Genomic DNA, 26942 nt, shown 5'->3' with positions numbered 1-26942 from the left:
TGTCATCAGAACTGGGCTTGCTCGGTCGAACCCGCGAGCGCGAGCGTGGCGCTCGACGGGTTCAGGGCCGTGGCGATCAGATCGAAGTAGCCGGTGCCGACCTCCTGCTGGTGGCGGGTGGCGGTGTAGCCGTCGAGCTCGGATGCGAACTCGGCTTCTTGCAGCTCGACATACGCGCTCATCTGACGCTCGGAGTAGCCCCGGGCGAGCGTGAACATCGAGTGGTTCAGGGCGTGGAAGCCGGCGAGGGTGATGAACTGGAACGCGTATCCCATCGCGGCCAGCTCGCGCTGGAACTTCGCGATGGTCTCGTCGTCCAGGTGCCGCTTCCAGTTGAACGACGGCGAGCAGTTGTACGCCAGTCGCTTGTTCGGAAAGTCCTGGTGGATGCGCTCGGCGAAGCGCCGCGCGAGCTCGAGGTCGGGCTCGGAGCTCTCCACCCAGAGCAGGTCGGCGTACGGCGCGTACGCCAGGCCGCGGGCGATGACCGGGTCGATGCCGCCCCGCACCTCGTAGAAGCCCTCGGCAGTGCGCGTTCCGGTCAGGAACTCCCTGTCGCGCTCGTCGTGGTCGCTGGTGAGCAGCGTGGCGGCGAGCGAGTCGGTGCGCGCGACGACGATCGTCGGCACGTCGGCGACGTCGGCCGCGAGCCGCGCTGCGTTGAGCGTTCGGATGTGCTGCGAGGTGGGCACGAGCACCTTGCCACCCATGTGCCCGCACTTCTTCTCGCTGGCCAGCTGGTCTTCCCAGTGCACGCCGGCCGCGCCCGCCTCGATCATGGAGCGCATCAGCTCGTAGGCGTTCAGCGGTCCGCCGAAGCCGGCCTCGGCATCCGCCACGATCGGAGCCAGCCAGTCGGTGTTCAACGGCTCGGTCGAGGTGGCGTCGATCTGGTCGGCGCGCAACAGCGCGTTGTTGATGCGCCGCACGACCGCGGGCACCGAGTTGGCCGGGTACAGGCTCTGGTCGGGGTAGGTGTGACCGGAGAGGTTCGCGTCCGCCGCGACCTGCCACCCGGAGAGGTAGATCGCCTGCAGCCCCGCGCGCACCTGCTGCACGGCCTGGTTTCCGGTGAGGGCGCCGAGCGCCGCGACCCACTGCGGGTCGTCGATGCTCTCCCCCGCGGCCGGCACCTCGGTGCGCTGCAGCTGCTCCCACAGCCGCTCGGCTCCGCGCCGGGCCAGCGTGTGCTCCTCACCGACGCGACCACGCAGGGCGACGACGTCGGCTGCACTGTAGTCGCGATGGATGCCGTCCCAGCGCGGGTCGGCGCTCCACTCCAGCTCCAACTCGTCAGCGGTCTGCCGCTGGTCACCCGGGCGCTGCCGGCGCTGAGGTGCTGCGTTCTGGGATGCGTTCTGCTCGGTCATGGTGTCCTCCGTCGGGATGCGTGGATCCAGACTGCGGTGACCGCGAGCATCCCGGTGGCGATTCGGAAGAAGAAGGTGCGGTCGAGTTCTGCTCGGCCGGAAATCCCCGACTCACCCGTGAAGTGCAGAAGAATCGTGGTTCTTCTGTTTGTGGTGCGGCGCCGCCCGTGGCACCATCGGCAGATGGTCATGGTCGACGGAGCACGCACTCCCGTGGACGACGACGAGCTGGATGCCATCACGCTCGGTCGTCGCATCCGCGAGCGCCGGCTGCACCAGGGCATGACCCTCGACCAGCTCGCCGCCGCCGTGGAGCGCGCGCCGTCGCAGGTGTCGATGATCGAGAACGGCAAGCGCGAGCCCCGGCTCACCATGCTGCGCACGATCGCGCAGGCACTCAATACCACCGTCGACGACCTGATGAAGGCGGATGCCCCGAGCGAGCGCGTCGCGCTGGAGATCGCGGTGGAGCGTGCCGTGCGCGGACCGGTGTTCTCCTCGCTGGGGTTGCCGGGCATCCGCGCGTCGAAGGCGCTGAACGACGATGTGCTCAAGGTGCTGCTCGGGCTGCACGGCGAGATCGAGCGGCTGCACCGGGAGCGGGCGTCCACACCGGAGGAGGCGCGGCGCGCGAACGCCGAACTGCGCGAGGAGATGCGCGCGCGCGACAACTACTACCCCGAACTGGAGCGGCAGGCGTCCGAACTGCTCACCGCAGTGGGCCACAGTGGTGGGCCGGTGTCGCAGCAGGCCGTCAGTGACATCGCGAGCCGGCTCGGTTTCACGCTGCACTACGTGAGCGACCTGCCCTACGCCACCCGTTCCGTCACCGACAAGCGCAACCATCGCATCTACCTGCCGGTGCAGCAGCCGTCGTCGCGCGACTCGCGCTCCCCCGTGCTGCAGGCTCTGGCGAGCCAGGTGCTCGGCCACGACGAGCCGCGCAGCTACGCCGACTTTCTGCGCCAGCGCGTCGAGACGAACTACCTGACCGCCGCCGTGCTGCTCCCCGAGAAGGATGCCGTGCGCCTGCTCACCGAGGCGAAGAACCTGCGCCGCATCTCGATGGAAGACCTGCGCGACGCGTTCGCGGTCTCCTACGAGACGGCCGCGCACCGCTTCACGAACCTGGCGACGACGCGGCTGGGCATCCCGGTGCACTTCATGAAGGTGCACGAGTCGGGCACCATCATCAAGGCCTACGAGAACGACTCGGTGCGGTTCCCTTCGGATGCCACGGGCGCGATCGAGGGCACCACGGTGTGCCGCAACTGGACGGCGCGCACCGTGTTCGAGGCATCCGACCGCTTCAGCCCCTGGTACCAGTACACGGACACGCCGACCGGCACCTACTGGTGCACCTCACGCATCGAGAAGGCCAAGGAGGGCGAGTACTCGGTGAGCGTCGGCGTGCCGTTCGCGCACGTCAAGTGGTTCCGCGGACGCGAGACCACCCACCGCGCCGAGTCGCGCTGCCCAGACGAGAGCTGCTGCCGCCGAGCGCCCGCCGAGCTCGCGGATGCCTGGGCACAGCACGCGTGGCCCGCCGCGCGCACGCCCACATCGCTGCTTGCAGCGCTGCCGACGGGGAGCTTCCCCGGCGTGGACGAGACCGACGTATACGAGTTTCTGCAGGCGCACGCGCCGGCCTGAGTGACGCGGCCGGCCACCCGTTCAGGTCAGCCCGCTCGGGTACCGTCGGGCACCGGTGTCTCCGGCGTCGCGAGCACGGGTGTGATGCCGTCGGAATACCCGATGTCGAACAGCATGCCTTCGGAGAGCTCGCCCGCCATGCGACGGGGCTCGAGGTTGACCACGACGAGGGTCTGCCGGCCGATGATCTCCGTCGGATCTTCGCGTTCCTGCTTCATGCCGACGAGGATGCTGCGCCGGTGGTCTCCGAGGTCGACCGTGACCCGCACGAGTTTCGTGGAGTTCGGAAGGTCGTCGACGGCGGTGATGGTGCCCACACGAATGTCGACACGATCGAGGTCGTCGATGGTGATCGTCGGCTTGATCGGTGCCACCTCGTGATTCATGGCTCTCCCGTCGTCTCGGTGCTCGATCGCCTCACGCTAACGCGCACCCCCGACGTCCGGAGCGCGCTCCGATCACCGCGGATTCGCGCGCGAACGGCAGCGCCACGCGAGACCGTGCTCGATGAGCCGCACTCAAGCGGAGGCGGTCAGGCTCTCTCCGTGCCGGGAACCACCAGCACGCCGTCCTCCCGGCGCGGGATTCCCAGCGGGTTGCCCGCGGCCAGCTCGGCGGGGAGCACGGATGCCGGGGCATCCTGCAGCGCCAGCGGTGTCAGCCACCGGCGGATCGCCGTCGCTCCGACGGACGTGTGAATCGATGCCGTCGTGGCCGGCCACGGGCCGCCGTGCTGCTGACCCCACGCGATCGCCACGCCGGTGGGCCAGCCGTTGAACAGCACGCGACCCGCGATGCGGGAAAGCCGTTCGGTGAGCGAGCTCACGTCTTCGTCGGGTTCGCAATGGATGGTGGCGGTGAGCGATCCTTCCAGCACCGCGATCGCCCGGTCGAGCTCCGCCCGGTCGGCATAGCGCACGAGCAGCGTGAGCGGGCCGAAGCATTCGGTGAGAAAGGTCTCGTGGGCCGCGGCGAACGCATCCACCGACACCGCCAGCACCGTCGGCGCGGAGGCCGCGTCGTCGGCCGCGCCCACCGCCACCACCTCGACGTCGTCGCGGTCCGCGAGCGCCGACGATCCACGCGCGAACGCGTCGCTCATGCCCTGCGTGAGCAACTGCTGGGCGGGAGCGCCCGGGATGCGCGCGGCCACTTCGCCCTCGAGCCCGGCCCCGCTCGGAACGAACACGATGCCCGGCTTGGTGCAGTACTGGCCGCCGTCGCGGGTGAACGAGCCGACGAGTCCCTCTGCGACGCCTGCGGCACGGGCCGCCGCGGCGGCCTCCGTGACGACCACGGGGTTCAACGAGCCGAGCTCGCCGTAGAACGGGATCGGTGCCGGCCGGGCGCTCGCGATGTCGAACAGGGCACGCCCGCCGCGCAGCGACCCGGTGAACCCGACGGCCGTGACCGACGGATGCTCCACCAGCGCCACACCCTCCTCGACGCCTTCCACGAGCGAGAGCGCCCCACTCGGAGCACCCGCGTCCGCCAGCGCCTGCGTGGCCAGCTCCGCCACCCGCCGCGACAGCTCAGGATGCCCTGGGTGTCCCTTGACCACCACGGGGCAGCCGGCGGCGAGCGCCGACGCCGTGTCGTTGCCGAGCACGGAGAACGCGAACGGAAAGTTCGACGCCGAGAACACGGCGACGGGTCCGAGCGGACGCAGCATGCGATGCAGGGCGGGACGCGGCGGGGTCAGCGTGGCATCCGCGCTGTCGATGGTGGCCTCGAGATACGAGCCCTCCTCGATCACGGCGGCGAAGAACCGCAGCTGCCCGACGGTGCGCGTCACCTCGCCGTCGAGCCGCGCCTCCGACAGGTGGGTCTCGGCGTGGGCGAGCGGAACGAGCGCGGCCCGGTCTGCGTCGAGGGCGTCCGCGAGGGCGCGCAGCCAGCGGGCACGGTCGGCGCGCGAGGTGGTCTCGAAGCCGGAGGCCGCGGCATCCTCGACCGCACGATCGACCGCCGCGGCGACCCGTGACTGAGTGTCGGTGGTCATGCGAACGCCCCCAGGCCGGTGAGCTCGCGGCCGATCACGAGCTGGTGGATCTCGTCGGTTCCTTCGTAGGTGCGCACGGCTTCGAGGTTAGCCGCGTGGCGCATCACCGGGAACTCGTCGGTGATGCCGTCGCCGGCCAGCAGGGCGCGCGAGGTGTGCGCGATCTCGAGCGCCTCGCGCACGCTGTTCAGTTTGCCGACGGAGATCTGCGCGGGGGTGAGGGCGCCGCGTTCCTTGAGGCGTCCGAGGTGCACGGCCGTGAGCATCCCCTTCTCGTACTCGACGAACATGTCGGCGAGCTTCGCCTGCACCAGCTGACGCGATCCGATCGGCGCGCCGAACACCTCGCGGGTGCGGCTGCGCTGCACGGCGGCCTCGAGGCAGCTGCGCGCCGCACCCATCGCGCCCCAGACGATGCCGAACCGCGCCTCGTTGAGGCACGCGAACGGCGCCGAGAGGCCGCGTGCGTTCGGCAACTGCGCCGAGGCCGGCACCCGCACACCGTCGAGCCGGATGTCGCATTGAATGGATGACCGCATCGCCCACTTGCCCGCGATCGGCGTCGCCTCGAACCCCGACGTCTGCGTCGGCACGATGAATCCACGCACGACGCCCTCCTCGTCTTTCGCCCACACGATGGCGAGATCGGCGATGGAGGCGAGTCCGATCCAGCGCTTCGCGCCATCGATCACCCAGTCGTCGCCGTCGCGGCGGGCGGTGGCCGTCATGGCCGCAGGATCACTGCCGCCCTGCGGTTCGGTGAGGGCGAAGCATCCGATGGCTTCCCCCGCCGCCATGCGCGGCAGCCACTCCTGCTTCTGCTCCTCGGAGCCGTGCTTGGCGATGGCGGACATCGCCAGCGACCCCTGCACCGACACGAAGGTGCGCCATCCACTGTCGGCCGCCTCGATCTCGTGGCAGACCAGGCCATACGAGACAGCGCCGGCCCCTGCACAGCCGTACCCCTTTATATGCATGCCGAGAAAGCCCTGGGCCGCGAGCCCGCCGATGAGCTCGCGGCGAAAGTGCTTGTTCTCGAAGTCCACCTCGGCGACGGGCAGGATGCTCTCGGTCGCGAACGCACGCGCTTTGTCGCGCCAAGCGCGCTCCTCGTCGGTGAGCAGGGCATCCAGGTCGAAGACGGTCTCGACGATGAGGGTCATGATGTTCCTTCGTTCGTGGTGCTCGACGGACCCGACGTGTCGCGCCAATCGGCGCTCTGGTCGGCGCCGAGTCGAGGCGGCAGTGAGTCGTAGGCGGGCGTGACGCCGTCGAGGTGCACGGGGTCGGCGATGAACCGGCCGACCCTGTCGCCGTCGTCGATCGTCACCGTGGGGTCGAGGCCGAGCGATGCCGCGAAGTCGATCGCCTCGCCCACGGTGTTGACGAGCCCGGCCGGGATGCCTGCCGCGTTCATCCGCTCCACCCACTCCGACGCCGGCCTCTCCGCCAGGCGCGAGTCGATCGCATCGTGCAGTTCGTGCCGCAGAGCCACCCGCCGCGGGTTCGTCGCTAACCGTGGGTCGGCATCCAGCCCGAGCTCACGCTCGAGGGCGGCGAACTGCCTGTCGTTGCCGACGGCGAGCACGAGTTCCCGGTCTGCTGCGCGGAACACCTCGTAGGGCGCGATGCTCGGGTGCGCGTTGCCCATGCGCCTCGGCGAGACGCCGGTGGCGAGGGTTCCGGATGCCTGATTCACCAGCGCGCTCAGCAGCGACGTCATCAGCTCGACCCGCACCCGCGTGCCGCGTCCCGTGCTCTCGCGTTGCCGCAACGCGAGCAGCACTCCGCTGACCGCGTTGAGCCCGGTGATCACGTCCACCAACGCCACTCCAGCCTTGCTCGGCTCGCCATCTGGCCGGCCCGTCACGCTCATCAGCCCGCCGACGGCCTGCACGAGCAGGTCGTATCCCGGCAGCGCGGCGCCGTCGCCGTCGCCGAACCCGGTGATCGAGCAATAGATCACTCCGGGGTTGGAGGCCGACACGGAGTCGTGGTCGAGCCCGAAGCGCTCCATCACGCCAGGCCTGAAGTTCTCGATCACGATGTCGGCGCTCGACGCCAGGCGGCGCGCCTCCCTGAGGCCGACCTCTGTGGTGAGATCGCAGACCATCGACCGCTTGTTGCGGTTCACGCTCGCGAAGTAGGTGGAGTCGCCGTACTCGTCGCGCGGTGGCGCCCACGACCGGGTGTCGTCGCCGGCAGGAGACTCGATCTTGATCACGTCGGCGCCGAAGTCGGCGAGCATCATCGTGGCGTACGGCCCGGCGAGCACCCGCGAGAAGTCGGCGACGCGGATGCCGGCCAGCGGCAATGCGCCGGCGTCACCCTTGGCCGTCTCGGTCATTCATCCGCCTTCGCATGAGCCGTGCCCAGCGGAGAGGATGTCGCCCTCCGCCGAGCTGAGATGCGATTCATGCTAGACCACATGTTTTGCGGCGGAAAACTCGGCGGTGCACGCTACGGTGGTGCGCATGAGCGAAGAGCGGCCGACGACGGCGCGTGTCGGACCCGCCGCGCGCGAGGCGATCTTCGCCCAGCTCGCCGACGCAGGCCGCGCCGAACAGGTGGCCAGGCGCCTCACCGACGCGATCATCCTCGGCGTGCTCGACGACGGCGAGCGGCTGCCGAGCGAGACCGAGCTCGCGCGCCGATTCGGGGTCGCCGTCATCACCGTGCGCGAGGGCCTCGGGATGCTCCGCGACAGCGGCCTCGTGGAGACGCGTCGCGGACGCGACGGCGGCAGCTTCGTGCGCTCGGGAACCGGACACGAGAACGCCCTCGAAGCGCGGTTGCGCACGGTGTCGCGCGTGGAGCTGACGGACATGGCGACGTACTTCGCCACCATCCTCGGCGGGTGCGCCGAGCGCGCGGCGGCGCGAGCGACCGACGCGGAGGGCGATCGGCTGGTGGCGTGGGTGGGGGAGGCATCCTTCGATTCCGCGGCATCGGCCAGGTCGAACACCGGCGGCTTCTATCTCGAGATGGCCGTGCTCAGCCAGTCGCCGCGGCTCGTGCGCGAGCAGATCCGTGCGCAGGCCGAGTACGGTCCACTGCTGCTGCTCGCGCTCGACGACCACGCCGTGCGGGCGAGCACCGCGCAGGGCAATCACGACATCGCCACGGCGGTGCGGGCCCACGACAGCGACAGAGCACGGGCGCTCGTCGCCGCCCAGCTGCAGACGCACAGCGAGGGACTTCTGCGCGCCAAGGACGCCCTCGACCGCGAAGGAGTGCGCCGTGCCCGCCGCTGACGACAGCGCCGGGGCGATCGCCGCTCTCTTCGCCGACGTGTTCCGCCTGCTCGAGTCCTGGCGCGACCAGGCCACGGCGTCTCTCGGCCCCTCGACCACACCCTCGGCGCTCGACGCTCTGGCATCGCGGCTCGTGCTTCCCGAACTCGAGGCGGACTCGCTGCTGATCGGCGCCGGATTCATCGCCGCTCCCGACTACGTGCACGCGGGCGACGTGCACTTCGCATGGTGGCTCGGACCGCTCGACGCGGGCCCCATCTTCGGCAGCACGCAGACCCCGACGCGACTCGATCTCTCCACGCGCGGTTATGCCGACTATCTGCGCGACGTGCGAGGGCTCGAGTGGTACGCGACGCCCGCCGCGACGATGGCGCCGCACGTCACCGGGCCTTACGTCGACCATCTCTGCACCTGCGACTACATCGTCACGCTGACGGTGCCGGCGCTGGTCGATGGCGCCATGGTCGGCGTCGTCGGCGCTGACATCGCGGTGCGGCGGCTCGAACGCGAGGTGCTGCCCGTCCTGCTGCAGCACCCGGAGGGGCTCGCGCTTGTGAACGCCGATGGACGGGTGGTGGTCTCGACCGAGCCGTCGACGCCGGCGGGAGCGCTGGTGAGCCAGGATGCGGCATCCATCGAGTGCGCGGGAATCCCGCTGCGCGTCGTCACTCTGTGAGGCTTTCGCGCGTCGAACGACAACCCGTTCGATAATCATTGCAAACCGGATGATTTACCTCGCGCCGTTCGCATAGGCTTGGCCCGAGCGTGCATCGGCGGACGCTACGGCGGGCCGCGACGCAAGAAGAGAAGGGGCTCTCATGAGCTACTACGCAGTCGTCAACCCGGCCACGGGCGAGACGGTCAAGGAATATCCCACGATCACGGACGCCGAACTCGGCGAGGCCATCGCGCGTGCGGATGCCGCCTACCGCAGCTGGGGCCGCACCACCACTCCCGAGGAGCGCGCGGAGCTCATCCGCAAGGTCGGCGACCTGCACGCGGAGCGCCGCGACGAACTCGCCGCGATCATCGTGCGCGAGATGGGCAAGCCGCTCGAGCAGGCTTATGGCGAGGTCGACTTCGCGGCGGACATCTACCGCTACTACGCCGACACGTCGCCCGACGTGCTGAAGGACCAGCCGATCGACCTGCTCGCCGGTGAGGGAACGGCCATCGTGCGCCGCACTCCCCTCGGCGTGCTGCTGGGCATCATGCCGTGGAACTTCCCCTACTACCAGGTGGCCCGCTTCGCAGGACCCAACCTCATCATCGGCAACACCATCCTGTTGAAGCACGCGCCGCAGTGCCCGGAGTCGGCGGCGGCCATCCAGCAGATCTTCGACGACGCCGGGTTCCCCGACGGCGCGTACGTCAACATCTACGCCACGAACGAGCAGATCGAAGAGGTCATCGCCGACCCGCGCGTGCAGGGCGTGTCGCTGACCGGCTCCGAGCGCGCCGGCTCGGCGGTCGCCGAGATCGCCGGCCGCAACCTCAAGAAGGTCGTGCTCGAGCTCGGCGGATCCGACCCGTTCGTGCTGCTGTCGACGAACGACCTCGACAAGGTGGTGGAGGATGCCGCGGCCGCCCGCCTCGACAACTCCGGCCAGTCCTGCAACGCCGCGAAGCGGTTCATCGTGGCCGACGACCTCTACGACGACTTCGTCTCCAAGCTCACGGCCAAGCTCGCGGAGTCGCAGCCGAGCGACCCGACCAGCGAGGACTCGAAGCTCGGCCCGCTCTCCAGCACAGCTGCGGCCGAGCGGCTGCAGGCCCAGCTCGACCGGGCCGTCGCCAACGGCGCCACGCTGCACGCCACCGGCGAACGCACGGGCAACTTCTTCGCGCCGATCGTGCTCACCGACATCGCCGCCGACAACCCGTCGCGCCACGAGGAGTTCTTCGGTCCCGTGGCCTCTGTGTACCGGGCGTCGAGCGAAGAGGATGCCGTCGCGAAGGCCAACGACATTCCCTTCGGCCTCGGCTCCTACGTCTACACGACCGACCCGGAGCAGGCCGAGCGCGTCGCCAACCAGATCGAGGCCGGCATGGTCTTCGTGAACGTGGTGCTGGCCGACGGCGTCGAGCTGCCGTTCGGTGGTGTGAAGCGCTCCGGCACCGGCCGTGAGATGGGCCGCCTCGGAGCCGACGAGTTCGTCAACAAGAAGCTCATCCGCGTCGGCTGAGCATGCGCGTTCGAGAACGGCGCTTCAGCTCGCTCGTCGGGCTGAGGCGCCGTTGTCGTCGAACCGCTCCCCCGCAGGGTGCGGCCTCAGCAGCGAGACGACGAACAGCATCAGGCCGCCCGCTGCGCTGACGCAGAACAGGATGCCGCCCAGCACGAGGTGCTGCCGGCCGAAACCGTCGAAATCCAGCGGCACGCCCAACGCGTTCGCGATGTCGCTGTAGGCGGCCGCGACGAGACCCGGCACGGCCCACCATCCACTGAGGTTGACATCGTGGAATCGACGCCAGGTGAGCGCGACGAGCGGAACGGCCGTGACGAGCAGCCACGCGACATGCAGAACGCTCGAGATGAGCGGCATGGGCTGCAGGCCGGTGCCGAGAAACTGGATGAACAATCCGACGAGAACGTCGACGAGCATCCACCACCAGTACTCGGAGCGGCTCGCGCGCCCGGTGAACACGAGGTACTTCTTCCAGAACCGCAAGAAGGCATCCGGAAGCGGCGCCCGATAGTACGGCCGATCGAATGGCGGAGCCTCGCGCCCTTCCGTGTCGACGCGCGACTCCGGCGTCGGTGCGCTCGGAGGGGTGGGCTCGGACATCCGCAACTCCAGTCTCGCCTCCGCCGTGGGCGGCGAAGGCGAAGCCACGCTAGCGGACTTCCGCCCCACTGCGCACCTGCCGGACCTGGTCCCCATCGGCGCGGCGATCGAAAGGGCTCCCGCTGCTGCACCCCAACTGCGCCAGCGGAGCAGACATCGTCGTTCGCAGAACGCGGGTCGGCGTGAGAGGTCGGCCCTCGGGGGCTGGCATCGGGTCTGGCGGGAGCCGAGCGTCCAGCGAGGCGGGGGCATGTCCCCCGAGGGCCGACCTCTCACGTCGACCCCGCCGTCGACCCAAATCATGCGGAACTATTCCTTTAGGACCACATGATTCGGTATGGTGGCCGTCAACACAACGAGGTGTTACGGAGACGACCGCCCGCGCATCACCCCCACGATCGGCCCGAACAGAGCCGAACGGATGCCGCGGGCAGGCATCCGCAGACCCCTCGGAGACGAATCCGAAAGGTCACCATGTCAGCAGATCCACAACCCCGGCAGGAGCTCAGCGACAGCGAGCACCTGAGCGCCCTCGGGTACGAGGACTCCTTCAACAGGTCGATGTCGTTCTGGGCGAACTTCGCACTCGGCTTCACCTACCTCTCGCCGCTGGTCGGCGTGTACTCGCTGTTCGCGACGGCCCTCTCGGTCGGCGGTCCGCCGTCGATCTGGTGGATCATCATCGTCGGCTGCGGCCAGCTGCTCGTGTCGCTCGTCTTCGGCGAAGTGGTGTCGCAGTACCCGATCCACGGCGGCATCTACCCGTGGGCGCGCCGCCTGTGGGGCCGCCGTTACGCGTGGATGGCGGCCTGGGTCTACATCTGGGCGATGATCGTCACGATCACCGCCGTCTCCGAATACGGCTCGGGCTTCCTGGCCAGCCTCTTCGGCATCGACGCCACCCCGACCGTCGGTCTGCTGCTGACGCTCGCGCTGCTCGTCGTGGCGCTGCTCATCAACTTCTCCGGCACCAAGTGGCTCGCGCGCGTCGCCCGCATCGGTCTCGGCGCCGAGCTCATCGGCGTGATCGGAGTGGGCCTCTATCTGCTGATCTTCCAGCGCAAGCAGCCGTTCAGCGTGTTCTTCGACACGATGAACGTGCAGGGTTCCGGCAGCTATGCGGCGGCGTTCTTCGGCGCGGCCCTCGCCGGTCTCTTCTTGTTCTACGGATTCGAGGCGTGCGGCGACGTCGCCGAAGAGGTGGAGAACCCGGCCAGGCGCATCCCGGTCGCGATGAGGCTCACGATCCTCGTCGGCGGCGTCTCGGCGCTGTTCTCGTTCGGCGGCTACGTGCTCGCCGCGCCCAACCTCGAGGGCATCGTGTCGGGCAAGATCGCCGACCCCATTCCGCAGATCCTCACCGCGACGCTCGGCACTGTCGGCGAGAAGATCTTCCTCGTCGTGGCCGTGACGGCGTTCCTGTCCTGCGTGCTCAGCCTGCAGGCTGCGGCCAGCCGCCTTCTGTTCTCGTTCGCCCGCGACGGCATGATCCCCGGCCACCGCTGGCTGTCGAAGGTGTCGCGCAGCAAGGTGCCGGCCAACGCACTCATCGTGGCGTGCAGCATCCCTGCCATCATCGCCATCCTGGTCTGGCTCGACGCCAACCTGCTCAATCAGGTCACCGCGTTCGCCGTGCTGGGCATCTACGTCGCCTTCCAGATGGTCGTGCTCGCGGCGCTGCGCCAGCGCTTCAAGGGCTGGCGCCCCGCCGGACCGTTCTCGATGCGCCGGGCCGGATTCGCCGTGAACATCGTCGCACTCGCCTACGGCATCTTCGCGATGGTGCTGCTCGCCCTGCCCGGATCGACGGGCAGCTTCTGGGTCGACTGGGCGGTGCTCATCGGGCTCGGCGTCGTGCTCATCGCCGGTCTGCTCTACCTGTTCATCGCGCGCCCCGACCGCAAGTCGGATGCCCCGGCCGGCGACGCCATCGCCGTCGCGGAGCGCCTTCGGTCGCGTCGCGCCGCGGTGGCAGAGGGCACATCCTCGACGGGCGCCGCTCAGCCCGAACCGGATGCCGTGGGCTGACACATCTCCGTACGCTCGGGGGGCGATCCCCCTCGATACGCCCCACCCGTGACCCGACACGCCTGCTGAGGCGCGGGATCACCGCTCGAGCGCACACAGCACGACGATGGGCTCGCCTTCCGGCGGGCCCATCGTCGTATCGGTCGGGGCCGCTCAGCCCATGCGGGCATCGATCTCCGCAGCGCGCGCGAGGATCATCCTGTCGACGATCTGCGGTGGAATCGGCTTGCCCACGCTGAACCGCACCGTGCCGCGCGCGAGGGAGTATCCCGACAGGTCATCGGCAACCGCACTCACGACGGCCCCGCTGTACGGGTAGTACGCCAGATGGGTCTTGGCCTGCATCGTCGACAACAGGCCTTTGCCTCGGTAGAGCAGTGCCGGCATCCCGTAGCTTCGCCCCTCCGTCAGGTCGGGCAGGAGCTCGAGCGCCCTGCGCCGGATGCCGTCGAACAGCCCGCGCACGTCGCCGGGCAGAGTCTCGTAGTAGTCGGTGACCTCCCCCATGCGCGTCAGCCTACGTCGTCGCCTGCGCCTCGACCGGTCGCACGTTCAGGCACGACCATGCAGAGGGGCCGGCCCCGAAGGACCGGCCCCTCCTCAGCGTCACAGGGTCAGTGTCTGCCCTGCGCCACCTGGTGTGCGAGATCGAACGACAGGGCACCGAGACCGGTGACGTCGTCGTATCCCTTGGTGACGTTCAACGACGTGTCGTGGTTGAGCGTCATCAGGAACGAGCGACCGCTCGTCGCACTGGTGTACGCCACGGCCACCTCGCTCGACGGCGGCTTCACATCCCGGAACGATGACGGTGCCACCCGGTACAGCCCGTACAGCGTCGGGTTCGCGAACCCGATCGTGGTGTGTGTGAGCTGCTGAGCGAGCGCGATCTGGGCCGCGGTCAGCGGCGAGGCCAACGACGTTCCGCCGTAGGTCTCGTTCACGTACGAACCGGTCGCGAGCGTGTCGTCGTCGACGATCGGCTGGATGCCGATCTCGAACCCGGTGTACGGGTCGGCGAGCGCCGCGAGGTCGGGCGAGACGCGCTTGCCCTTCGCCAGCGAGTTCGGCACGATGCCCCTCTGGTAGGCGGGCTGAGCATTCACCGCGCTCACGCCACCACCGGCGCCACCGGCGAACAGCGATCCGGGAAGCGGGTCGGTGTAGGAGAGGTTGCCGGAGTCATCCTTCGTGATCACGTCGGCCTGCACGCCCCAGCCGACCTCCATCGACAGCGAGCCGTTCTTGGCGATGCCGATCGAGGTGCCGCCCACCGCCGTGACATAGGGCGAGGATGCCGGGAAGTCCGGCGATGCGTATCCGAGGCTGGCCGCCTCGTCGCCGTTGTCGCCGCTGGAGAAGTAGAGGCCGATGCCCTCGGCAGCCGCCTGCAGGTGGATGTTCTGCTCACCGGCGATCACATCGGAGGGAACATCCTCGCCGACGTCGCCGTAGCTGTTGCTCACGATGTTCGCGAGCTTGTTGTCGAGGATGGTCGACATCGCGATGTCGAGACCGCCACCGCAGTCGAACCCTCCGACATACAGCACCTTGGCCTTCGGCGCGACGGCGTGCACGGCCTCGACGTCGAGCGTCTGCTCACCCTGCCACCCGCTGGGCTCCTGGCACAGCGCGGTGTCCGCGAACTGGCTGGGCTTCGGCACGATCTGGCTGTACTGGCCGCCCGTCATGGTCGGCTCGCCGTTCTGCGCCGAGTACTGGTTGACGTCGGCGAGGATGCTCGGCGAGGCGTACGCGTCGATGATCGCCACGGTCTGCCCGCTGCCGTTGATGCCCACCCGCGACCACGTGTCGAGGTTGTAGGCCGAGCGCAGCTGCTTGGGCACGTACCCGCAGATGTTGGTCGGATAGCTCGTCTTGCCGTAGGCGGCAGGAACCGTCGCGCTGTTCTGAGCCCAATAGGTGGAGCACGGAGCGTTCACGGTCGGAGTCGCCGCCGCGCGCATCTGACGCTGCGGCGTCGACGGCGAGCTCGTCGACGGGATATCGCCCTGCTGGATCGAGTCCGGCTTGGTCAGCGTGCGCGACTGGTCGAGGCTGACCGCGCTCACCGACGTGCCGACGCTCGACGGCAACGACGGAGTCGACGCCGGTGCGACGAGCTGGTGGCCCTCGTGGTCGTACGTGTGCAGCGAGGTGCCGAAGGTGTCGCCGAGCTGTGCCGCGCTGCCGCGGAAGACGACGTACTGCCTGCTCGCCGGCGTGCCCGTGATGGTGAGCCCCTGCGCCTTCAGGTAGGAGACCACGCTGTTGTAGGTCTGCTTGGTCGGCGAGAACCGCGAGATCCACTGCTGCGGACTGAGCCAGTGCCGATACTGGCTGTTGCCCGGCGTGGAGACGGCCAGCGCGAGGTTCGTCGCGCCGCGCTCGTCGCGGAGGTTGAGATAGACCTCGCCCTCGACACTGGTGTCCGCAGGAGCGGTGCCGCTGTCGTTGGCGCTGGTCGCCCACGCGGGTACCGAGCCCCCGTAGTCGACGCGGGATGCGGCCTGCGCCGCCGGCGTGCCCACGGCGGACAGTGCCACGATGCACGCCCCCGCGGAGAGGATGGCCGTCGCGCGCCTTGTGAGCGCGGAACGACCCAGTCGTTTCGTCATTCGATCGATTCCCTTCGATACGACCGTGCGCCCGCCATTGGGCGCACACGAATCGGACACTATGCCCATCCATATGCCCCTCACAAGGGGGACATCAGGTGTGTCGCTACGGCGACGACCCGTGCGTCAGAGCGTGTCGTGGGGGACGGACGCCGCCGCGCTCGATCCCGAGGCGGTTTCGGCCACCGCGGCGCGGGCATCCACCACCCGGGTGCCGCTGACCAGGCCGGGGAGTCCCCGCCCGTGATCGGTCGTGAACAGCAGGATCAGGCTCGCAGCGCCGAACAGCCAGGTGAGCGCCGACCAGGGTGCTGGCAGCATCTGCAGAACGACGAACCCGCCGATGCCTCCTGCGTAACGCAGCAGCCGGGCTCCCCGGTGCGTGAGCCGCCCACCGGTGTATCTGATCTCGACCGCGATGTCGCCGAGCGTTCCGCCCGTGACCAGCACCAGCGCGAGCAGCGCCGCCGCGATCAGGGCCGTGGAGAGGATGCCCGCCAGGTCGCCCCACTGCTCCAGCGCCGCGTGTCCCCAGGTGAGCAGCAGCATCCGCGCAAGCACCGCCACCACGAGCTGCGCGAGCATCGCGCCGAGGCCGTCGCAGATCACGGCCACGATGCGACGCCCACGCGTGACCGCACGCGGGCTGCCCGCCTCCGCGCTGCGGGCCATGCCGCGCAGGCGGGCAGGCACGACGAGCGCGGCGAGCGATCCGAGCAGCGCGCCGAGCGTGTTGGTCGCCAGGTCGTCGACGTCGAACACCCGATAGGCGCAGGGGTAGAGGCCCCACACCCCGGTGAGCTGGGTGAACTCGATCAGCAGTGACACGCCGAGCCCGAGCAGCGTGGCGAGGAGCCATCCGCGGCCGCCGAGCACCCGCACGAAGAAGCCGAGCGGCACGAAGAGCGCCACGTTGAGCACGAGCTGCAGCACGACGGGGTTCGTGAGCATGCTTCCCGGATGTCCGGCAGCGGTCGCGAGGTCGCGCACGGCGGTGAAGACATCCAGGTTCACGCCCGCGCAGCGCATGTTCTCGGGATCGGGCAAGGGCAGCAGCGTGTACACCCAGATGGCCCAGAAGTAGACGAGGGCGGCGAACCACAGCAGCGCACGCCCGAGGGTGACGCGCCCGCGTCGCCGATGGCTGATGAAGACGAACGGGATGAAAAGCAGCACCGCGGCGACGACCCCGATCGACACGGCGATCAGCGCCAGCCACACCTGATCGCCCATCCCGAAAAGTATAGGGAGCGACGATCCCGCGCTCGCACGACGAAGGGCCCCGCCAAAGCGGGGCCCTTCACAGCAGACGCGGCGTGATCGCCGCAACCGCTAAATCGCGTTGACGTCCAGCGGGATGCCGGGGCCGAACGTGGTCGACACGGCGCCCTTCTGGATGTAACGGCCCTTGGCGGCCGACGGCTTGAGCCGCACGACCTCTTCTAGGGCTGCATTGATGTTGTCGGAGAGCTGCTCGGGGGTGAACCCTGCCTTGCCCACGACGAAGTGCACGTTGGCGTGCTTGTCGACGCGGAACTCGATCTTGCCGCCCTTGATCTCCTCGACGGCCTTCGCCACGTTCGGGGTCACGGTGCCGGTCTTCGGGTTCGGCATGAGGCCGCGCGGGCCGAGGACCTTGCCCAGGCGACCGACCTTGCCCATGAGCTCCGGAGTGGAGACCGCGGAGTCGAAGTCGGTCCAGCCGCCGGCGACCTTCTCGATCAGCTCGTCGCCGCCGACCTCGTCGGCACCGGCGGCGATGGCCGCCTCGGCCGCCGGGCCGGTCGCGAACACGATGACGCGAGCCGTCTTGCCCGTGCCGTGCGGCAGGATGACGGTGCCGCGCACCATCTGGTCGGCCTTGCGGGGGTCGACGCCCAGCTTGAGCGCGACCTCGACGGTCGAGTTGAACTTCGCCGAACCGGTCTCGCGCGCGAGCGCGACGGCCTCGTCGGGGGTGTAGAACTTGCCGTCTTCGATCTTGGCGGCTGCGGCCCGGTAGGCCTTGGACTTCTGTGCCATGTTCTGACCTACCTTTCCTACTCGACCGTGATGCCCATGGAGCGGGCGGTGCCGGCGATGATCTTGGATGCCGCGTCGAGGTCGTTCGCGTTCAGATCGACCATCTTGGCCTCGGCGATCTCGCGAACCTGAGCGGCGGTGAGCTTGCCCACCTTGGTGGTGTGCGGAACACCGGAGCCCTTGGCCACTCCCGCGGCCTTCTTGATGAGCTCGGCTGCCGGCGGGGTCTTCAGGATGAACGTGAACGAGCGGTCCTCGTACACGGTGATCTCCACCGGAATGACGTTGCCGCGCTGCGACTCGGTCGCCGCGTTGTACGCCTTGCAGAACTCCATGATGTTGACGCCGTGCTGTCCCAGCGCCGGGCCGATCGGCGGGGCGGGGTTGGCGGCGCCGGCCTTGATCTGAAGCTTGATCAGACCTGTGACCTTCTTCTTCGGTGCCATAGCTTTCCTTTCCTCGAGTGGATGCCATGGGCATCCGCTCTCCCACACGCCGGACTGTCCGGCAGGTGGTCGCATCTGCGCGTACGCGCAAACCACACAATCTTACCCGATGCGGATGCCTGTGGTTGCCAGGGTCGGGCATCCACTCGCCGCTCCGCTCGTGGGCCCATGCCTCGGCATCGGCCACCACCCCAGCTCCGCGGTCCCGACGCCCGTTTTCAGGAGATATGCCGACCCATCGACACAGGATGGCCGACTCCCGATATGTCCTGAAAAGGGGCGGGGTCGGATGCACCGCGGGCGGAGTCGGACGCTCCGCGGCGAACGCGAAAGGGGCCGGCCGCCTTACGGCGAACGGCCCCTTCGTGCGGAACTGCTACTGCTTGGTGACCTGGTCGAAGCTGAGCTCGACCGGAGTCTCGCGCTCGAACAGGGAGACGAGCACCGTGAGCTTGCCGCTCTCCGGCTTGATCTCGCTGATCGAACCGGGAAGACCCGCGAACGAGCCTTCCTTGATGGTGATCGTCTCGCCGATCTCGAAGTCCACCTCGATGGCCGGAACGCGCGCCGCGGTCTTCTGACCCTTGGCCGTCGCCGCCTTGCCTGTGGCCACCGGCTCGACCTGCACGAGCGACTTCAGCATGTTGAACGCCTCGTCGAAGCGCAGCGGCGTGGGGTTGTGCGCGTTGCCGACGAAGCCGGTGACGCCCGGCGTGTGACGCACGACCGACCAGCTGTCTTCGTTGAGGTCCATGCGCACGAGCACGTAGCCGGGGATGCGCACCCGGTTGACCATCTTGCGCTGGCCGTTCTTGATCTCGACCACGTCTTCCATCGGCACCTCGACCTGGTAGATGTAATCTTCCATGCCCATGGATGCCGTGCGGTTGGCGAGGTTCTGCTTCACGCGGCGCTCGAAGCCCGCGTAGGAGTGGATGACGTACCACTTTCCCGGCAGGTAGCGCAGCTCGCGCTTGAACTCGTCGTAGGGGTCGACCTCGGCCTCTTCGGCCTCGTCGTCCGATTCGCCGTCGTCGGACGCCTCGTCGGAGTCGGCGGGTGCACCGTCGACGTCTTCTTCGTCTTCGATCGCCTCGAAGGCCGCCTCGGCCTCGTCGGCGTCATCGATCTCCAGCGCATCGTCGACGATCGCGTCGGCCTCGGGGTCGGCGGTCTCGGCGATGGCATCGAGCACGGCGTCGAGATCGACGTCGTTGCCGTCGGGGTCGGTCACGTGCAGGGCTTCACGCTCTGCCGGGTCGACCGACTGCTCCTCGGATGCCAGCTGGTTGCCCTCCTGCGCCTCGTCGTCCTCGGCCGACTGCTCGGCAGCTGTCGCCCAGTCGACGTCGTCGCGCTCTCGTTCAGACACTTAGCTTTCCCAATCCATTCCTGTTGTTGCGCGGTATAGGCCCGCGCCGCCGAATCATCCAGGCCTCGTCGCCCCCGTGGCCGTGTCGACCGTCAGGAGCTTGGAGTGCCGAACACCAGAATCACGAGCCAGGTGAACAGCTGATCGAGCCCATAGACGATCGCCATCATGATGATCACGAAGACCAGCACCACACCCGTGTAGCTGAAAAGCTCCTTGCGGGTCGGCGTGACGACCTTGCGCAGCTCGGCGAACACCTGACGGATGAACAGCGCGATCCGAGAGAAGGGGTTGCGCTTGGCATCCCGCTCCTTCTTGGCGTTCGCGACGACGTCCTCACTGGGCTCGTCGATGACTTTTCGGGCCACCTCATACCTTTCGTGGGTCGGAGCCAGAGCACCGACTTGCAGGGCGGACAGGACTCGAACCTGCAACCTGCGGTTTTGGAGACCGCTGCTCTACCAATTGAGCCACCGCCCTTCGGTGGTGAAATCGTCGCGGCTCCGCCCTGAAGAAACGCTGGGGAATGAGCCCGGTGAACTTCATCGGCAGTGCTGCGTGCAACCCGTTCTGCGTCAATCGAAATTGGGCGCAGAAAAGCTTGGCTGACTTCAACAACCTCGGTCAAGTGTAGGCGAGCCGTGCCCGGTTGCGCAAAGCGAGGATCGCCGGCCCGCATTGAGCGGCGTCGACATGACATCGGCCCGAAAACATGCCGATCGGCCATGTCTTCGGCGCGAAAGCGCGATCTGTCATGTCGGGGCCGGTGGGTCGAACGACACCGGTAGGTCGAACGACAACGGTGGGTCGAACATCGCCGACGCGCCGACCGACTCAGCACGGGCGCCGGGCACGGATCTACAGCAGCCGCCGGGCGAGCGCCCACGCGGTGAGTTCGTGACGCGACGACAGCTGCAGCTTGCGCAGCACGGCCGAGACGTGCGTCTCCACCGTCTTCACCGAGATGAACAGCTCCGACGCCACCTCTTTGTAGGCGTAGCCGCGAGCGATGAGACGCATCACTTCGCGTTCGCGGGAGGTGAGGCGGTCGAGCTCGTCGACGCTCTCCGCCTGCTCCCCGGATGCCGCGCCGAAGGCATCCAGCACGAACCCTGCGAGCCTCGGGGAGAAGACCGCGTCACCGCCCGCGACGGCGTGCACCGCACGGGTGACGTCGGCGCCCGAGCTGCCTTTGGTGATGTAGCCCCGGGCGCCCGCGCGGATGACGGCCACGACGTCTTCGGCCGAGTCCGACACGCTCAGCGCGAGGAAGCGGGTAGACGGCGACGCCGGGGCGGCTCTGCGCGCCACCTCGGCGCCTCCGCCTCCTGACCCGCCCGGCAGGTGCACGTCGAGCAGCACGACCTCGGGGTGCAGCGCCGCGATGGTCTCGACGGCGGAGTCGACGGCATCCGCCTCGCCGATCACCCGGATGCCCGCCCCGAGATCCGCCCTCAGCCCCGAGCGGAAGATCGAGTGGTCGTCGACGATGACGACCGTGATCTCGTCGTCCCCTTCCTGCGACTCCGGTTCGTGCTGCGAACCTTCTGCTGCGCTCGAGTGCTCGTTCACGCCCGTTCCTCCTCGAGATCCAGGTGCAGCCGCACCTCGGTGCCTTCGCCACCTGCACCGCGCGCGACGGACGCGCTGCCGCCTGCCCTGCGCATGCGCCCGACGATCGACTCCCGCACGCCCATGCGGTCGGACGGCACGTCGTCGAGCGAGAACCCCGGCCCGCGATCGCGCACGTACACGTCGACCGAGCGCGGCGTGCCCTCGACGTAGACGCTCACGTCGCCTCCTGCGTGCCGCGCGGCGTTCAGCATCGCCTCTCTCGCCGCCGCCGCGACCTCGCCGCTCGACCTCTCCCCCGTGTCGCCCGCCGCCACCACGTCGAAGCGCACGGGGTAGTCGAGCTCGAGCGCGGCCGCGACATCGCGCAGATCGCTGACGAGATCGCTGTCGACGTGCCGCTCCCCCGAGTACAGCCAGTCGCGCAGCTCACGTTCCTGGGCCCGCGCCAGCCGGGCGACCTCGCTGGATGCACCTGCTCTGGTCTGAATGAGCGCGAGCGTCTGCAGTACCGAGTCGTGCAGGTGGGCGGCGATCTCCGCACGCTCCTCCTCGCGCACGCGCTTGGTGCGCTCCACCATGAGTTCTCGCCACAACCGGAGTGCCCACGGCGCGGCCAGCACCGCGACACCGGCGAGCAGCATGGCCACGAACAGCACCCACGCCCAACCCGGCGCCCCCGATCCCCACACCAACGGGCCGAGAAGCCCGACGCTCACCAGCACGGCACCGGACAGGATGCGCAGCAGACGTTCGCTCCGGCCCGCGCGAGGTGCGTCGGCATCCACCACCTGGTCCCACGCGACCGCGCCGGCGCCGCACACGATGGCGGTGATGATCAGCGAGGGCAGCGCACCCGATTCGGCCTCTCCCGAGCGGAAGCTCATGCCGAGGGAGAGCACGACCAGCCCGCAGAATGCGGCGAGCGCGAAGAGCACCCAGGGCACCGAGACCCTGCGGTGAAGCAGGCCGTGCGTGCCCGGAGCCGCCGGCTCGAGCGGTGTCATCGCCCAGAGCCACACGTAGAGAAGGATGCCCGCACCACCGCACGCCGTGAGCCCCACCGCGAGCCACCTGGTCGCCGTCACGCTCCAGCCGAGGTGACGCGCGACGGCGGAGCACACACCGCCGAGCACGCAGTCGCGCGGACGCGCGAGCGCGGGCCGTTGCGGCGGAGCGGTTCGGGCGGGCATACCCGAAATCCAATCACCCCGGGACTTCCCCACGGCACCCCATAGGCAGATCTCAGGGATCGATCAGGGGCATCCCCCATCGCGCACGCACGCCGGGCTCGGGCACGATCGAGACATGACCGATCACAGTTCGCCCTCCGCGTCGAATGCAGCTCCCGGTTCCGGCCAGAGGCCGGGCACGCAGAGCCCGACGGCTCACGGACCCGCCTCGGCCCGCTTCTTCGGCTGGATGCGCTCCCTCGGCGTCTACCGTCAGAACGGCTGGATCGGCGGCGTGTGCGGCGGTGTCGCCGCACGCCTCGGCATCGACCCGATCATCGTGCGCGGAATCGCCATCGTGATCGCCGTGCTCGGCGGCCCGGCGTTCCTGCTCTACGCGGCGGCCTGGGCACTGCTGCCCGACGCGCAGGGCGACATCCACCTCGAGCGGCTCTTCAGGGGTCACTTCGACCCGCCCATCATCGCGATCATCGTGATCGCCCTGTTCTCGTTCCTGCCGTTCGCGCAGGGATTCTGGTGGGCGGGCGCGCAGTTCTGGGACGGTCTGTCGTGGTTCTCGGCCATGGGTCGGGTGATGTGGACCCTGCTCGTCATCGCTCTCATCGTGGGCGTCGTGGTCTGGGCGGCTCGCAGTGGCCGCGTTCCGCCCACTCCGCCCACTTCCACCCCGACTTCACCGACGGATGCCGGTGGCGGCGCAGCGTATTCGGGCTACGCCTCCGCCGCCCCGGCATCGACTACCCAGGAAGCCCCCGCGCAGGCGACGGCTCCGGCCTCCGAAGGCACTGCATCGTCCGCCGATCCGGCCCCGCCGGCAACCCCTGCGCAGGCGGCGACCGACGACGCGTACGCCGACTGGCGCACCCGCCAGGAGACCTGGAAGGCCGACTACGCCGCCTGGTCGGCGCGCGAGGCCGACGCCCGCGCAGCCCGCGCCCAGCGATCGGCGGAGACACGTGCCCAGGCTCAGGCACTGGTAGCGGAGGCGGAGGCCGCCCGACGCGCACGACGCGCGGCGAACCCGCGCACGAGCGCCGCATACGTCGGCATCGCGCTCGGCGTCGCGCTGGTGGTGGGCGGGGTGGCGGGCATCCTCGCCCCCTCGGGACTCGAAGTGGTCGTCGGGCTCGCGATCGCGACGCTCGCGCTCGGCGCCTCGATCGTGCTCGCCGGCGCGCTGCGCCGTCGCAGCGGGTTCCTCAGCTTCGTGTCGATCGTGCTGCTGTGCGGGATGCTCGTGGCCGCCGTCGTTCCGCGGCACCACGCGCTTGTCGGAACGGACGCGTCGTACACCGACGTCGGCGCCGTCTCGATCCTCCAGCCGGTGGGCAGCTCCTTTCTGGACTACGAACATCCGGGTGACTACCGCGCCGACGTGGTGCAGGTGGCCGGAAGGGTGACGATCACGGTGGGACCCGACGTCTCGGCCCGCGTCATCGTCACGCAGCACACGCCGGGCAGCCGGGTGTCGCTCTGGCGCACCGAGTCCGACGGCAACCTCGTGTCGTCGCGGTTCGCTCCCGTGTCGTCCGACGGCATCACCAAGACGTACGAGGTCGGACACGGCAGCCCCGACGTGATCGTCAGGGTCGATCAGGCCGCAGGCGAGGTTGCGCTTCAAGCGCTCGCCCCCGCCGACTGAGCCGCTCCAGAACTCGATCTCCCCGAGAGGACAGCACCATGACCACGAACGCTCCCCACGACGCCGACGACGTTTCGGCCGAGCCTGATCCGACCGACGGCGATACGGCGACGAACGACACGCTGCCCCTGAATGCCGCGGACACGGTTCGGCTCGACGACCCCGACACGCAGGCGGCCGACACGCAGGCGTCAGAGACAGGGTTCGTCGGGGCTCCTGACGCCGCACAGCCCGACGCCGCCGAGACACCGGCGGCCGAGACGCTCGGAGCCGAGACGGCCGAGGCAGCTCAGCCCTTCCCACCGCTGGCCGCAGGCACGATCCCCACGTCGACGCCGGTGTACACCTCAACGCCGCCCCTCGTGACGTCCTCCCCTCGCGTGCGGTCGGGCGCGATCGCCTGGGGCGCGATCGTGCTGCTGAGTGCCGTGGCGGTGCTCGTCATCGCCCTGAATCCCGAGGCCAGGGCGGCGTACGACAGCTGGCAGACGTCGCTGACGGCCGGAACCATCGCACTGCTCGGCATCGTCGCACTCGGGGTGCTCATCCTGCTGTTCGCCGTGCTGTCGGCGATCCGCCGCGCGCAGCGGCGCGCCCGCGGTGAGTTGCACAACCCCCTGAGCTGAAGCGCACGCGAAGCGCGCCCCGTCCTGCTGGTTGAGGAGCACGCCGAAGGCGCGCGTCTCGGAACCCGCCCCGGACGCTCACACCGTGGCCGGGTTTCGAGACGCGCACGGCTTCGCCGTGCGCTCCTCAACCCGTTGTACGCCCGCGCACGGCTTACGCCGTGCGTGTCTCGAAACGCTCGGCGCCCTCAACCCTCGGTGTGCTCGGCCGACGTACCTCAGAGCTCGATGCCGACCAGCACCGGCTCCGGCCGCAGCAGCACACCGAACTCGGACTGCACGCGGCTCTGCACGAACGTGGCCAGCTGCACGATCTCGAGAGCGGATGCCCCGCCCCTGTTCGTGATCGCCAGCGTGTGCTTGCTCGAGATGGCGGCCTTCGATCCGGGCAGCGCGAACCCGCGCGAGATGCCGGAGTGCTCGATCAGCCACGCGGCGCTCAACTTCACGCCCGGTCCTTGCGGCGACTCGGCGTGGCTGCGGCGCCGCTCCCTGTCTCCCGCGGCCTCGGCGAGCATGCCGACGGCCACGCTCTCCTCGGCCGTCGCGCCGTCGAGCGCCGCGACGAGCGCCGGCTCCTCCTCGGCGAGCGGCCAGCGGGGCGCGTCGTCGGGAAGCGTGCGCGCGAACCGCGCCGACACGATCGGATTCGTGAAGAACGAGCCGGCGCTCACCGAGTCCGGATCGTCCGGGTCGAGCACCATTCCCTTGGAGGCGCGGAGTCTGAGCACGGTGCGCCGCACCTCGCCCAACGAGACCTGCGTGCCCACGTCCACGGCGAGCGCGTTCGCGAGCTGCGCATAAGCGACGGGTTCGCTCAGCGCAGCACCGACATCCGGTCGCTGCGTGAGTTCGAGCTCGACGGCGGTGACCACGCCTTCGAGCCCGCGCTTGAGAACGGAGGTGCGGTAGCCGAGCCCGAGGTCCGCGGCGGTGAGGTGGCGGAGTTCGCCGGTGACGGCATCCACGAAGTCCACAGCGACGAGCACCGACGACAGCTCCTGGCCGTAGGCGCCGATGTTCTGCACGGGCGCCGCGCCGACGCTGCCGGGGATGCCGGAGAGCGCCTCGATCCCGGCCCACCGGTTGCGCACGGCGAGGGCGACCAGCCCGTCCCAGCTCTCACCGGCCTGCACGCGCAGGCGCACGGCATCCCGCTCTCCGCTCTCGCTCGGAAGCTGCTCCACACCTCGGGTGGCGATGCGGATGGTCGTTCCGTCGAAGCCGTCGTCGGAGACGATCGTGTTGGATCCTCCGCCGAGCAGCAGCACCGGCTCGCCCTCGGAGTAACACGAGGTGGCGATCGCGATGAGCTCGTCTTCGGTGGTCGCCGTCACCAGCCGTTCGGCGGGACCGCCCACCCGCATGGTGGTCAGTTCGGCGAAACTCGTCACGCCAGCGACACCCACGCCTGGGCCTTGCCGAGCACGGTCTGCCCGTCGACGGTCGCGACGAGGTCGACGCGAACGCGCTGGTTCTCCGACTCGATCACGGCGACCTTGGCCGCAACGGTCAGCGTGGCGCCGTCTTCGGGATGCACCAGCACGGGTCGCGTGAAGCGCACCTGGTAGTCGACGACCCGCGCGGGGTCGCCTGCCCAGTCGACGACGGTCTGCACCGCGATGCCCATCGTGAGCATGCCGTGCGCGAGCACGCCGGGCAGCCCGACGAACTGCGCGATGTCGTCGCGGTAGTGAATGGGGTTGAAATCACCGGAGGCCCCTGCATACCGCACGAGCGAATCGCGCGTGATGAGGTGCTCATCGCGCGCCACCTCGTCGCCGACGGCGAGCGCGGTCAGGTCGGGAGTCGTCACCGTCATCAGTCCTCTCCTCGCACCACGAGGGTGGATGTCGCGGTCACCACGTGCGCGCCGGACGCGTCGGTGATCGCCGTCGCGGCGGTCACCATCGAGTTGCCGCCGAGCGTCTTCACGGACGTCACGGTGAGCTGTGCGGTCAGTTCGTCGCCCGCCACGATCGCACGGGAGTACTCGAACCGCTGGTCACCGTGCACCACGCGGCCGAAGTCGATGCCGGCATCCTCGTCTTCGAGCAGCTGCGCGAGCGAGTGCTCCTGCACGACGACCGGGAAGGTCGGTGGAGCGACCACGTCGGCATGGCCGGCGGCACGGGCCGCCTCGACGTCGAGGTTGATCGGGTTCGTCGCGAACACGGCGCGTGCGAACTCCCGCACCTTCTCCCTGCCGACGAGATACGAGGCGGTCGGCGGGTAGGTCCGACCCTGGATCGCGGGGTTCACTGGCACCGATTCATTCTACGGATGCCCGTGCGCGATGCGACGCGGCGCCAATCGCACCGCACTCGACCGCTCGCCTACCGCCGCCGGTCTTCG

25 protein-coding genes and 1 tRNA gene are annotated in these 26942 nt (G+C 69.2%); 7 read left to right on the top strand and 19 right to left on the bottom strand.

Going from position 1 to position 26942, the window contains the following annotated elements:
- Positions 1-5: 5 nt before the first annotated feature.
- A complete protein-coding gene (gene aceA / locus FPZ11_RS16580) occupies positions 6-1370 on the bottom strand; it encodes an isocitrate lyase (RefSeq protein ID WP_146322165.1) in 1365 nt (454 codons plus the stop codon).
- Positions 1371-1559: 189 nt separating this feature from the next.
- Here aceA and FPZ11_RS16575 point away from each other — a divergent pair, with 189 nt between their 5' ends.
- Positions 1560-3023, top strand: coding sequence for a helix-turn-helix domain-containing protein (locus tag FPZ11_RS16575; protein WP_210416052.1), 1464 nt, complete (start codon positions 1560-1562; stop codon positions 3021-3023).
- Positions 3024-3049: 26 nt separating this feature from the next.
- Here the strand turns inward: FPZ11_RS16575 and FPZ11_RS16570 are convergent, their stop codons facing one another.
- From FPZ11_RS16570 to FPZ11_RS16555, 4 genes are all read right to left on the bottom strand, one after another.
- Positions 3050-3409: a tRNA-binding protein gene (locus FPZ11_RS16570; protein ID WP_146322163.1), complete on the bottom strand. Its 360-nt coding sequence runs from the start codon at positions 3407-3409 to the stop codon at positions 3050-3052.
- A 146-nt stretch (positions 3410-3555) separates the two neighbouring features.
- The gene (locus FPZ11_RS16565) at positions 3556-5025 is read right to left on the bottom strand and encodes an aldehyde dehydrogenase family protein (protein ID WP_146322162.1); all 1470 of its coding nucleotides are present in this window, start codon (positions 5023-5025) and stop codon (positions 3556-3558) included.
- Positions 5022-6188 (bottom strand): acyl-CoA dehydrogenase family protein, encoded by a 1167-nt coding sequence (locus FPZ11_RS16560; RefSeq protein ID WP_146322161.1) that lies wholly within the window; start codon positions 6186-6188, stop codon positions 5022-5024. The genes FPZ11_RS16565 and FPZ11_RS16560 overlap by 4 nt, the downstream gene beginning before the upstream one ends.
- Positions 6185-7372 carry a CaiB/BaiF CoA transferase family protein gene (locus FPZ11_RS16555; RefSeq protein WP_146322160.1) on the bottom strand — a complete coding sequence of 396 codons (1188 nt, stop codon included), beginning with the start codon at positions 7370-7372 and terminating at the stop codon, positions 6185-6187. The genes FPZ11_RS16560 and FPZ11_RS16555 overlap by 4 nt, the downstream gene beginning before the upstream one ends.
- 127 nt (positions 7373-7499) lie before the next feature.
- Here FPZ11_RS16555 and FPZ11_RS16550 point away from each other — a divergent pair, with 127 nt between their 5' ends.
- From FPZ11_RS16550 to FPZ11_RS16540, 3 genes are all read left to right on the top strand, one after another.
- A complete protein-coding gene (locus FPZ11_RS16550; RefSeq protein ID WP_146322159.1) occupies positions 7500-8279 on the top strand; it encodes a FadR/GntR family transcriptional regulator in 780 nt (259 codons plus the stop codon).
- Positions 8266-8955: a cache domain-containing protein gene (locus tag FPZ11_RS16545; RefSeq protein ID WP_146322158.1), complete on the top strand. Its 690-nt coding sequence runs from the start codon at positions 8266-8268 to the stop codon at positions 8953-8955. The genes FPZ11_RS16550 and FPZ11_RS16545 overlap by 14 nt, the downstream gene beginning before the upstream one ends.
- 142 nt (positions 8956-9097) lie before the next feature.
- Positions 9098-10465, top strand: coding sequence for an NAD-dependent succinate-semialdehyde dehydrogenase (locus FPZ11_RS16540; protein ID WP_146322157.1), 1368 nt, complete (start codon positions 9098-9100; stop codon positions 10463-10465).
- Between the two features lie 24 nt (positions 10466-10489).
- On the opposite strand, the gene FPZ11_RS16535 is transcribed toward FPZ11_RS16540, so the two are convergent.
- A complete protein-coding gene (locus FPZ11_RS16535) occupies positions 10490-11068 on the bottom strand; it encodes a DUF805 domain-containing protein (RefSeq protein WP_168203886.1) in 579 nt (192 codons plus the stop codon).
- Positions 11069-11542: 474 nt separating this feature from the next.
- Here FPZ11_RS16535 and FPZ11_RS16530 point away from each other — a divergent pair, with 474 nt between their 5' ends.
- Positions 11543-13096 (top strand): APC family permease, encoded by a 1554-nt coding sequence (locus FPZ11_RS16530; RefSeq protein ID WP_146322155.1) that lies wholly within the window; start codon positions 11543-11545, stop codon positions 13094-13096.
- A 153-nt stretch (positions 13097-13249) separates the two neighbouring features.
- On the opposite strand, the gene FPZ11_RS16525 is transcribed toward FPZ11_RS16530, so the two are convergent.
- The 10 genes from FPZ11_RS16525 to FPZ11_RS16480 all read right to left on the bottom strand — a co-directional run bounded on the left by FPZ11_RS16525 (position 13250) and on the right by FPZ11_RS16480 (position 22319).
- A complete protein-coding gene (locus FPZ11_RS16525; RefSeq protein WP_246846324.1) occupies positions 13250-13603 on the bottom strand; it encodes an iron chaperone in 354 nt (117 codons plus the stop codon).
- A 107-nt stretch (positions 13604-13710) separates the two neighbouring features.
- Entirely contained in the window at positions 13711-15714 is a 2004-nt protein-coding gene (locus FPZ11_RS16520; RefSeq protein ID WP_146322153.1) for a S53 family peptidase, read from the bottom strand.
- A gap of 126 nt (positions 15715-15840) precedes the next feature.
- Positions 15841-16947 (bottom strand): VanZ family protein, encoded by a 1107-nt coding sequence (locus FPZ11_RS16515; RefSeq protein ID WP_146322152.1) that lies wholly within the window; start codon positions 16945-16947, stop codon positions 15841-15843.
- Positions 16948-17046: 99 nt separating this feature from the next.
- Positions 17047-17736 carry a 50S ribosomal protein L1 gene (rplA, locus tag FPZ11_RS16510; protein ID WP_146322151.1) on the bottom strand — a complete coding sequence of 230 codons (690 nt, stop codon included), beginning with the start codon at positions 17734-17736 and terminating at the stop codon, positions 17047-17049.
- Between the two features lie 17 nt (positions 17737-17753).
- Entirely contained in the window at positions 17754-18182 is a 429-nt protein-coding gene (gene rplK, locus FPZ11_RS16505) for a 50S ribosomal protein L11 (RefSeq protein ID WP_146322150.1), read from the bottom strand.
- Positions 18183-18558: 376 nt separating this feature from the next.
- Complete coding sequence (nusG, locus tag FPZ11_RS16500) at positions 18559-19554, bottom strand: transcription termination/antitermination protein NusG (protein ID WP_146322149.1); 996 nt, start codon at positions 19552-19554, stop codon at positions 18559-18561.
- Between the two features lie 92 nt (positions 19555-19646).
- Entirely contained in the window at positions 19647-19922 is a 276-nt protein-coding gene (gene secE / locus FPZ11_RS16495; protein ID WP_146322148.1) for a preprotein translocase subunit SecE, read from the bottom strand.
- A gap of 39 nt (positions 19923-19961) precedes the next feature.
- Positions 19962-20034: transfer RNA gene (locus tag FPZ11_RS16490), tRNA-Trp, on the bottom strand.
- Between the two features lie 378 nt (positions 20035-20412).
- Complete coding sequence (locus FPZ11_RS16485) at positions 20413-21057, bottom strand: LuxR C-terminal-related transcriptional regulator (RefSeq protein ID WP_146322954.1); 645 nt, start codon at positions 21055-21057, stop codon at positions 20413-20415.
- 65 nt (positions 21058-21122) lie between these two features.
- Positions 21123-22319, bottom strand: a complete 1197-nt coding sequence (locus tag FPZ11_RS16480; RefSeq protein ID WP_146322147.1) for a PspC domain-containing protein — start codon at positions 22317-22319, stop codon at positions 21123-21125.
- Between the two features lie 115 nt (positions 22320-22434).
- Between FPZ11_RS16480 and FPZ11_RS16475 the strand changes: the two genes are divergently transcribed.
- Entirely contained in the window at positions 22435-23961 is a 1527-nt protein-coding gene (locus FPZ11_RS16475) for a PspC domain-containing protein (protein ID WP_146322146.1), read from the top strand.
- Positions 23962-23999: 38 nt separating this feature from the next.
- The gene (locus FPZ11_RS16470; protein ID WP_146322145.1) at positions 24000-24587 is read left to right on the top strand and encodes a hypothetical protein; all 588 of its coding nucleotides are present in this window, start codon (positions 24000-24002) and stop codon (positions 24585-24587) included.
- 218 nt (positions 24588-24805) lie between these two features.
- On the opposite strand, the gene FPZ11_RS16465 is transcribed toward FPZ11_RS16470, so the two are convergent.
- From FPZ11_RS16465 to FPZ11_RS16455, 3 genes are read right to left on the bottom strand one after another with little or no spacing between them, the layout of a single operon-like run.
- Positions 24806-25954, bottom strand: a complete 1149-nt coding sequence (locus tag FPZ11_RS16465) for a UDP-N-acetylmuramate dehydrogenase (protein ID WP_146322953.1) — start codon at positions 25952-25954, stop codon at positions 24806-24808.
- Between the two features lie 23 nt (positions 25955-25977).
- Positions 25978-26409 carry a MaoC family dehydratase gene (locus FPZ11_RS16460; protein WP_146322144.1) on the bottom strand — a complete coding sequence of 144 codons (432 nt, stop codon included), beginning with the start codon at positions 26407-26409 and terminating at the stop codon, positions 25978-25980.
- Positions 26409-26855 carry an FAS1-like dehydratase domain-containing protein gene (locus tag FPZ11_RS16455; RefSeq protein ID WP_146322143.1) on the bottom strand — a complete coding sequence of 149 codons (447 nt, stop codon included), beginning with the start codon at positions 26853-26855 and terminating at the stop codon, positions 26409-26411. The genes FPZ11_RS16460 and FPZ11_RS16455 overlap by 1 nt, the downstream gene beginning before the upstream one ends.
- Positions 26856-26942: the final 87 nt, after the last annotated feature.

The organism is Humibacter ginsenosidimutans, assembly GCF_007859675.1.
Taxonomy (GTDB): Bacteria; Actinomycetota; Actinomycetes; order Actinomycetales; family Microbacteriaceae; genus Humibacter; species Humibacter ginsenosidimutans.
The sequence above is the reverse complement of the archived record's forward strand: the minus strand, read 5'-3'. Positions and strand labels throughout refer to the sequence as shown.

What these genes read in the sequence shown, in the direction of transcription:
- aceA (WP_146322165.1), bottom strand. Translation starts at nt 1,370, where the DNA reads ATGACCGAGCAGAACGCATCCCAGAACGCAGCACCTCAGCGCCGGCAG.
- FPZ11_RS16575 (WP_210416052.1), top strand. Translation starts at nt 1,560, where the DNA reads ATGGTCGACGGAGCACGCACTCCCGTGGACGACGACGAGCTGGATGCC.
- FPZ11_RS16570 (WP_146322163.1), bottom strand. Translation starts at nt 3,409, where the DNA reads ATGAATCACGAGGTGGCACCGATCAAGCCGACGATCACCATCGACGAC.
- FPZ11_RS16565 (WP_146322162.1), bottom strand. Translation starts at nt 5,025, where the DNA reads ATGACCACCGACACTCAGTCACGGGTCGCCGCGGCGGTCGATCGTGCG.
- FPZ11_RS16560 (WP_146322161.1), bottom strand. Translation starts at nt 6,188, where the DNA reads ATGACCCTCATCGTCGAGACCGTCTTCGACCTGGATGCCCTGCTCACC.
- FPZ11_RS16555 (WP_146322160.1), bottom strand. Translation starts at nt 7,372, where the DNA reads ATGACCGAGACGGCCAAGGGTGACGCCGGCGCATTGCCGCTGGCCGGC.
- FPZ11_RS16550 (WP_146322159.1), top strand. Translation starts at nt 7,500, where the DNA reads ATGAGCGAAGAGCGGCCGACGACGGCGCGTGTCGGACCCGCCGCGCGC.
- FPZ11_RS16540 (WP_146322157.1), top strand. Translation starts at nt 9,098, where the DNA reads ATGAGCTACTACGCAGTCGTCAACCCGGCCACGGGCGAGACGGTCAAG.
- FPZ11_RS16535 (WP_168203886.1), bottom strand. Translation starts at nt 11,068, where the DNA reads ATGTCCGAGCCCACCCCTCCGAGCGCACCGACGCCGGAGTCGCGCGTC.
- FPZ11_RS16530 (WP_146322155.1), top strand. Translation starts at nt 11,543, where the DNA reads ATGTCAGCAGATCCACAACCCCGGCAGGAGCTCAGCGACAGCGAGCAC.
- FPZ11_RS16525 (WP_246846324.1), bottom strand. Translation starts at nt 13,603, where the DNA reads ATGGGGGAGGTCACCGACTACTACGAGACTCTGCCCGGCGACGTGCGC.
- FPZ11_RS16520 (WP_146322153.1), bottom strand. Translation starts at nt 15,714, where the DNA reads ATGACGAAACGACTGGGTCGTTCCGCGCTCACAAGGCGCGCGACGGCC.
- FPZ11_RS16515 (WP_146322152.1), bottom strand. Translation starts at nt 16,947, where the DNA reads ATGGGCGATCAGGTGTGGCTGGCGCTGATCGCCGTGTCGATCGGGGTC.
- rplA (WP_146322151.1), bottom strand. Translation starts at nt 17,736, where the DNA reads ATGGCACAGAAGTCCAAGGCCTACCGGGCCGCAGCCGCCAAGATCGAA.
- rplK (WP_146322150.1), bottom strand. Translation starts at nt 18,182, where the DNA reads ATGGCACCGAAGAAGAAGGTCACAGGTCTGATCAAGCTTCAGATCAAG.
- FPZ11_RS16480 (WP_146322147.1), bottom strand. Translation starts at nt 22,319, where the DNA reads ATGCCCGCCCGAACCGCTCCGCCGCAACGGCCCGCGCTCGCGCGTCCG.
- FPZ11_RS16475 (WP_146322146.1), top strand. Translation starts at nt 22,435, where the DNA reads ATGACCGATCACAGTTCGCCCTCCGCGTCGAATGCAGCTCCCGGTTCC.
- FPZ11_RS16470 (WP_146322145.1), top strand. Translation starts at nt 24,000, where the DNA reads ATGACCACGAACGCTCCCCACGACGCCGACGACGTTTCGGCCGAGCCT.
- FPZ11_RS16465 (WP_146322953.1), bottom strand. Translation starts at nt 25,954, where the DNA reads ATGCGGGTGGGCGGTCCCGCCGAACGGCTGGTGACGGCGACCACCGAA.
- FPZ11_RS16460 (WP_146322144.1), bottom strand. Translation starts at nt 26,409, where the DNA reads ATGACGGTGACGACTCCCGACCTGACCGCGCTCGCCGTCGGCGACGAG.